The following is a 6,285-nucleotide window of genomic DNA, read 5'->3' on the forward strand; positions in this document are numbered from 1 at the left end:
TCTACCCCTTGAGCCCGGCCAGCATGACACCGCGCACGATGAAGCGCTGCAGCACGAGGAACACCAGCAGCGTCGGAATGGTCGCCAAAGCCGCACCGGTCATGATCATTTCCCACTTGATGGATTGCTCGACCGCAAAGCTCGAGAGGCCCACCGGCAGCGTGTAGAGCTCCTTGGACGTCGTCACGATCAGCGGCCAGAAGAAGGCCGTCCAATTGCCCAGGAAGGTGAAGATGGCGAGCGCCGAAATCGCCGGCACCACCATGGGCATGGCGATCTTCCACCAGATGGTGAATTCGTTGAGCCCATCCACCCGCGCCGCTTCCAGGAAGTCATTGGGCACGGTTTCAAAGAATTGCTTCATCAGGAAGGTGCCAAAGGCCGTCATCATGCCGGGGAACATGATGCCCCAATAGGTATCGAGCCAACCGAGCTGGCTGCTCATCAGATACCAGGGGATCACCAGCATTTCGGTGGGGATCATCAGCGTGGAGAGAATGGCCAGGAAGATGAAATAGCGGCCGCGGAACTCGAATTTGGCCAGCGTGTAACCCACCAGACTGTCGAAGAACACGTTGGAGACGGTGACCGTCAGCGCGATGAAGGTGGAGTTGAAAAACCACTGCATGAAGCGGCCGTCGCCCAGCACCTTGAGATAATTGTCAAAGGTCGGCGCCGCCGGGATCAGCCTGAGATCATAGACCTGCCCCGCCGTCTTGAGCGAGGTCGAGAACATGAACAGCAGTGGGGTGACCATGATCAGCCCGCCGATCAGCAACACGGTCCAGGCGATGATTGGTCCGGGGCGGATGTCGCGGCGATTGGCCGGGAGCTCGGTCGAGGGCATGGCGGTCATTTCTTTTCCCTCATGATCCAGAGCTGGAGCAGCGAGACGGCGAGCAGGATGGAGAACAGCACCACCGTTTGGGCTGCGGCATAGCCCATCTGGTAGGATGAAAACGCGGTCTGGTAGATCATGAGCACCAGCGGCTTGGTCGCGTTGAGCGGCCCGCCGGGATCATTGGTGGTCATGTTGTAGACCTGGTCGAAAATGCGCAGGAAGCCGATGGAGGAGAACACCACGAGGAACACCGTGGTGGGCTTGAGCAGCGGAATGGTGATCTTGCGCAGGATCGCCCATTCGCCCAGCCCATCGATCCGCGCCGCCTCGTAAAACGTCGAGGGAATGGCGCGCAGCCCGGCCATGAAGATGATGATCTGGAACCCCAGCCCCGCCCAGATGGCAGGCACGAGCACAGTAGGCAGCGCCTGTACGGTCGAGCGCAGGAAAGGCTGCTGCTCGATGCCGAGCGAACCCAGCACGCCATTGATCACCCCGATGGGCACGGGCTGATAGAACCAGCGCCACACCCAGCCCATGGCCGCAGCCGTGGTGAGAAACGGCAGGAAATACAGCGCGCGGATGAAGCCGTGCATGAAACGGACGCGATCGAGATAAAAGGCGATCACGAAGGACAGGACCAGGCTGAGCGGGGTGCCGATCAGCAGGTAGAGAAAGGTGTTCTGGAAAACCTTCCAGAACACGGGATCGGCAAACATTTTCTGGTAATTGACGAGGCCGATGAAATTGGCCGGGCGCAGCAGGTCCCAATCGGTCAGGGACAGCCAGAAGGCCTGCAGCGTCGGATAGAACCTGATACCCGCATAGAACAGGATCGGCAGGGCCAGGAATGTCCAGGCCCAGATGACCCGCTTCGTCTTGATGCTGAAACGGTCCCAGAGGCGGCTGCTTGCCGCCTCTCCCGTGATACTATCCGACGCCATGGCGCTTCCTACTTGGTTGCCGCGTCGATGATCGCCTGCTCGGCCGTGGCGGCCGCAGCAAGCGAATCCTCGATGGACTGGCCTTCGAGCAGCACGCGATTGACCATGTCGATGGCGACCTGGCGCTGCCCGGCTTCGTCATAGAACTTGGTGGTGTGCGCGTATTCAAGACCCTTGAGGAATGGCGCGCGGACCGGGTCGGCCAGATTGGCTTCGGTCAGGGCGACGTCGCGGCGGGCCGGCAATTCGCCTACCACATTGAGCCAGATTTCCATGGCTTCGGGCGAGGTGATGTAGGCGAGGAATTTCTGGGACGCCGCCAGCTCTTCACCCTGGGCGCCCGAGCCGATGGCATTGGCGAAATAGCTCGAATAGTTCGAGCGCAGGCCATTCGCGTCGGCCGGCAATTCGGTGACACCCCATTCGAACGGATTGTCGGCGAAAGCGCCGAGGCGGAAGGTGCCGTCGATGGTCATGGCGGCAAGACCCGCACGGAACGCGGCCTGGCCTTCATCCATGAAGCCGACCTGGCCGACCTTGGATGCGGTCTGCAGATCGGTGTAATATTTCAGCGCCGCGGCGCCGGCGGCGTCGTTATAGGCCACATCGCCCGCCTCATCATAAGGCACCCCGCCATTCTGGCGGATCAGCACTTCGCGCCACCAGTGATGGTCCTGCCCGGCCATGTCGAGCGTGACACCGGCGCTGGTGATATTGCCGCCGCCATCGCGCTTGGTGGTGGCCTCGGCGGCCGCCAGGAAATCGGCCAGGTTCTGCGGCGGATTGGCCGGATCGAGCCCGGCTTCGGTGAACAGCGCCTTGTTGTAGAACAAAGCCAGCGAGCGCACAGCGGTCGGCAGGCCGTAATAGGCGTCCCCGCGCTTCATCGCCGACACGATGGGGAAGAATTCGGCTTCGATTTCGGCAGCGGGGAACACGGCCGGATCGAGCGGCTGGATCAATTCGCCATTCACGAAATTGTCGAGCCAGCCGTAGAATAGCTGCACCACGTCTGGGCCCTGCCCGGCGACCTTGGCCGCGACAACGCGCGTCTGATAGTCGGCATAGGGGAAAGTGACCTGCTTGACGGTGATGTCGGGATTGGCCGCTTCGAACTTCTCGATCAGCTGGTCCATAGCCTGCACGCGAGTGTCAAACACATATTGCCAATATTCGATTTCCACGGCCTGGGCCGAGCCCAGCGCCAGGAAGCTGATGCCGGCCGCGAGCCCGGCCAGTTTTGCCTTATTGCGCATTGATAACCTCCAAATGGCCCGCTTCATCCTCAGCCGGCCTTTCCTTGCAGAAGGGCGAACCCCGCCATTCCCGGTGGCAAGCGTCAGCCATGTGACAGCCGCTTGTCAATAAAATAATCTACTTGAGTTATTATTCTGCACGGGTACGGTATGAAGGTCGGGATTGGCAGATTGGCATAATCCCCACCGGGTCATTCCCGCGAAGGCGGGAACCTCTGTTTGTTTGGAGAGCCCGGTAAACGGAGGTTCCCGCTTTCGCGGGAATGACACCGTGGGTAAATGGTCGAATCCCAACCTGCGTTAAGGGGTGTGGTACTTGACCTATGATCAGGGGGCGGTTCTTGAGCAGTCAGGACAAGCGCAATTTGCGCCAGCGCGTGGCGATCGGCAGTAATCCCGAACGCAATCGCGCGCATAATCGCCGCGTGGTCCTCGAGGTTATCCGCCTGCATGGCCATCTGGGCCGCACCGAAATTGCCCGCCGCGCGCAGCTGACCGCGCAGGCCGTCGCCAATATCGTGGAAGAACTGCTTGATGAGGGCCTGCTGGTCGAGCTGGGGCGCATGCGCTCGGGCCGTGGCCAGCCGCCCATCCAGTTCGCCGTCAATCCCAATGGCCCCGTCACCGTGGGCGTTGAAATTGCGGCCGACCACATGGTCACCGTGCTGCTCGACCTGTCCGGTGGCCTGCGCGCCCAATCGATCAGCCCCTTGGAGCGGACCGATCCGGATTACATTCCCGGCAAGGTGGCTGAAGAGATCGCCAAGCTGCGCACCTCGGCGCAGGACACCCGCCTGCTCGGCGTGGGCGTGGTGATGCCGGGCCCCTTCGATATCGAGGGCATGAGCTCGGTCGGCCCTGCCACCCTGCCGGGCTGGACCGGCGCCGATCCGGTCAAGCTCATCGCCAAGGCAACCGGGGAAAGCGTCGTGCTCGAAAACGACGCCACCGCGGCCGCAGTTGGCGAACGCCTCTATGGCGCCGGGCGGCAGAGCGGGAATTTCTGCTATCTCTATTTCGGCGTCGGCCTGGGCCTGGGCGTCATCCAGGACGGGCGGCCGCTGCGCGGCGCCTTTGGCAATGCCGGCGAAATCGGCCATGTCGGGCTCGTGCCGCGCAAGGGCAAATCCGCCTATGGCGCTGCCGGAGTGCTCGAACGTTTCGTCTCCGTCTACGCCTTGCGCGAGCAATTGGCGCTGGCTGGCATCTACGCTGCCAATGTCGATGACATTCAGGCCCTGCATGACGACAACAATCCCCATTTGATGGGCTGGATTGCCAGCGCCGCCGATTATCTCGCCCCCACCGTGGGCATGCTCGAAAACATCTTCGACCCCGAAACCATCATCTTTGGCGGCGGCCTGCCCGATTCCGTGCTCGACGCGGTAATATCAGCGCTCGATCCGCTGCCGGTCTCGGTCGCCACGCGCCGGATGCGCACCACGCCTCGCGTCCTGCGCGGCCAGACCGGCCAATTGACCGCCGCCCTGGGCGCCGCCGCCCTGCCCCTGCTCGACACCGTTTCCCCTCATCTCAGCACTGCCACCGGCCCGGCCGCGGCGGTGTGAGGTGGTACATTCACGCCGCAGCCACCGGCTTCACCCTCCCCCTTGTGGGGAGGGAAACGAGATAGGACTTAGCTTGCTAAGTCCGTCCATCGAGCAGGGTGGGGGTATGCCGCCGCATACGCGATGCATGGTGGCTTCCCACCACCCCCCCCAGCCTCCCCCATCAAGGGGGAGGTGTCGCATCGAATTCATTGTCTGAATCGACCCACAGGCCTCCCATGCTGACCGCCCGCGACCGTCTCGCCCGCCGCAAGTCCCGCCCCGCCATTGTCGCGCTCCACCGCGCCCTCACCCGGCTGACCTCGACGCTGACGGTGATGAATACCGGCGCCCATCCCGACGACGAGCAGAGCGGCATGCTGGCCCTGGTGCGGTTCGGCATGGGCATGCGCGTCATCATTGCCTGCTCCACCCGCGGCGAAGGCGGCCAGAACACGCTCGGCCCTGAACGCACCGGCGCCCTGGGCGTGTTGCGCTCCCGCGAAATGGAGGAAGCCGCCCGCGAACTGGATGCCGATGTGATCTGGCTCGGCCACGGTCCCGATGATTCCGTGCATGATTTCGGCTTCTCCAAAAACGGTCCCGATACCCTCGCCCGCTGGGGCAGGGACAGGATCATCGAGCGCCTGGTCCGCGCCTATCGCCAGGAACGCCCCGACATCGTCATCCCGACCTTTCTCGACGTGCCCGGCCAGCATGGCCACCACCGCGCCATGACCGAAGCCGCCGAAACCGCCATCACCCTGGCGGCCGATCCCACAGCCTATCCCGAGCATTTCGCCGAGGGCCTGACACCCTGGCGCGTGGGCAAATATTACCTGCCGGCCTGGTCGGGTGGCGGCGACACCTATGACGATGAGGTTCCGCCCCCAAAGGCCACGCTGACCATTGCCGCTACCGGATCGGACCCATTGACAGGCGCCAGCTATGACACTTTGGGCGAGTTCTCCCGCGCCTATCATGCCAGCCAGAATATGGGGCATTGGTACGCCGAGCCGCAGAATGCATGGCCGCTGCATCTCAAGCTCGGCGGCGGCGCGGAAGATGACATTCGCGCCAATCTGCCCGCCAACCTCACCGAAATCGCGGCGCTGCTCGCCAGTTCGGCCGCCGCCCCGCTCCGCGCGGCCGACGCGGCCATTGCCGATGCCATCGCGGCCTTTCCCGATGGCGCGGCCATCATTGGCCCGTTAGGCATCGCCAAATCCGAATTATTGGCTGCCCAGGCCGCGCTCACCAAGCCGGAAGCCGAGTTGTTCGGCCACCGCCTCGCCCGTAAACTGGCCGAAATCGACGCGGCCCTCATTGCGGCCAGCGGGCTCGATGTCCTGGCCTGGGTGGAGCCTACCAATCTGGCGCCCGGCGGCAGCGGCCAGCTCAAGGTCTGGCGGGGCAACCGCCATGCCACGATCCGCCCTGTGCTGGGCTCCTATCTCAGTGCGGGCGACGCCACACATGAAGGCTCGGTGACCAGCATCCCCCTGTCGGTCGCCGCCGACGCCCATATCACCAATGCCTATTTGCCGGGTTATTCGAGCCTGGGCGGCAATGGCGCCGTACAGGTCGAGGTCACGCTAAAAATCGGCAGTCACGCGGCGACCATGCTGATCGATACCGAAGAGCCAGTGCAGATCGTCCCAAGCCACGCGGTCAGCCTGATCCCCGATGCCCTGATC

General features: G+C 63.2%; 5 protein-coding genes. 2 read left to right on the forward strand and 3 right to left on the reverse strand.

Going from position 1 to position 6,285, the window contains the following annotated elements; all coding sequences use genetic code 11:
• Nucleotide 1: 1 nt before the first annotated feature.
• The 3 genes from FF80_RS10935 to FF80_RS10945 are packed head-to-tail and all read right to left on the reverse strand — an operon-like array spanning nucleotide 2 to nucleotide 3,041.
• A complete protein-coding gene (locus FF80_RS10935; protein WP_035100208.1) occupies nucleotides 2–856 on the reverse strand; it encodes a carbohydrate ABC transporter permease in 855 nt (284 codons plus the stop codon).
• A complete protein-coding gene (locus tag FF80_RS10940) occupies nucleotides 853–1,785 on the reverse strand; it encodes a sugar ABC transporter permease (RefSeq protein ID WP_035100210.1) in 933 nt (310 codons plus the stop codon). The genes FF80_RS10935 and FF80_RS10940 overlap by 4 nt, the downstream gene beginning before the upstream one ends.
• 8 nt (nucleotides 1,786–1,793) lie before the next feature.
• Nucleotides 1,794–3,041 carry an extracellular solute-binding protein gene (locus FF80_RS10945; RefSeq protein WP_035100212.1) on the reverse strand — a complete coding sequence of 416 codons (1,248 nt, stop codon included), beginning with the start codon at nucleotides 3,039–3,041 and terminating at the stop codon, nucleotides 1,794–1,796.
• Nucleotides 3,042–3,382: 341 nt separating this feature from the next.
• On the opposite strand from FF80_RS10945, the gene FF80_RS10950 reads away from it, so the two are divergent.
• Together FF80_RS10950 and FF80_RS10955 are read left to right on the forward strand one after the other, a co-directional pair.
• Nucleotides 3,383–4,609: an ROK family protein gene (locus FF80_RS10950; protein WP_244445757.1), complete on the forward strand. Its 1,227-nt coding sequence runs from the start codon at nucleotides 3,383–3,385 to the stop codon at nucleotides 4,607–4,609.
• A gap of 218 nt (nucleotides 4,610–4,827) precedes the next feature.
• Nucleotides 4,828–6,285, forward strand: a 1,458-nt coding sequence (locus FF80_RS10955) for a PIG-L deacetylase family protein (RefSeq protein WP_035100214.1), incomplete at its 3' end; no start/stop codon positions are given.

This window comes from Devosia sp. LC5 (assembly GCF_000735585.1).
GTDB lineage: Bacteria > Pseudomonadota > Alphaproteobacteria > Rhizobiales > Devosiaceae > Devosia.

Excerpts from the sequence above, each read along its gene's own strand:
- FF80_RS10935 (WP_035100208.1), bottom strand. The coding sequence starts at position 856 with ATGACCGCCATGCCCTCGACCGAGCTCCCGGCCAATCGCCGCGACATC.
- FF80_RS10940 (WP_035100210.1), bottom strand. The coding sequence starts at position 1,785 with ATGGCGTCGGATAGTATCACGGGAGAGGCGGCAAGCAGCCGCCTCTGG.
- FF80_RS10945 (WP_035100212.1), bottom strand. The coding sequence starts at position 3,041 with ATGCGCAATAAGGCAAAACTGGCCGGGCTCGCGGCCGGCATCAGCTTC.